This window comes from Psychrobacter sp. 1U2, assembly GCF_051847575.1.
The window spans coordinates 1-908 of the sequence record NZ_JBPYDC010000667.1 but is presented as its reverse complement, the minus strand read 5'-3'; the positions used below and the strand labels follow the sequence as shown (position 1 = coordinate 908).

1 pseudogene is annotated in these 908 nt (G+C 46.0%); it reads left to right on the top strand.

The annotated features are described in order from the left end of the window. Nucleotides 1–908 (top strand): annotated as a pseudogene (locus ACS8FD_RS17975) (DNA-directed RNA polymerase subunit beta'); the annotation flags it as partial.

Genomic DNA, 908 nt, shown 5'->3' with positions numbered 1-908 from the left:
GATTATTGAGACGGCAGAGGCAGAAGTACGCGAGATTGAAGATCAGTTTGAGCAAGGTTTTGTAACTGCTGGTGAGCGTTATAATAAAGTGGTCGATATTTGGTCACGTACCAATGACAAAGTTGCAAAAGCAATGATGGACAACTTGGCTACTGACAAAGTCATCAATGCTCAAGGTGAGGAAGAAGAGCAAAAATCCTTTAACTCAATTTACATCATGTCGGACTCAGGCGCTCGTGGTAGTGCCGCTCAGATTCGTCAGCTTGCTGGTATGCGTGGCTTGATGGCCAAACCGGATGGCTCAATTATTGAGACGCCAATTAAAGCCAACTTCCGTGAAGGCTTAACGGTACTACAGTACTTTATCTCTACTCACGGTGCGCGTAAAGGTCTAGCAGATACCGCATTGAAAACGGCTAACTCAGGTTATCTGACTCGTCGTTTGGTCGATGTTGCACAAGACTTGGTTATTACCACTGATGACTGTGGTACTGAGCAAGGCTTACTTATGACACCGCATATTCAAGGTGGTGAGATCATTGAAAAACTTGGTGAGCTCGTCTTGGGCCGTGTGACAGCACGTGATGTGACGTATAACAATGATGAAACAAAAGTATTGGTTCCAGCGGGTACGTTGATCGATGAGCAGTGGGTAAATATTCTCGATGAAAATGCAATCGATGATATTTGGGTGCGCTCAGTGATTACTTGTAATGTCGCTCATGGTGTTTGCTCTCAATGTTATGGTCGTGATTTGGCTCGTGGTCATAAAGTTAATATCGGTGAATCAGTGGGTGTTATGGCAGCGCAGTCTATCGGTGAGCCTGGTACTCAGCTAACCATGCGTACTTTCCACGTCGGCGGGGCGGCAAGCTCAGCATCTGTCGATAACAGCATCTCTGTGCGTA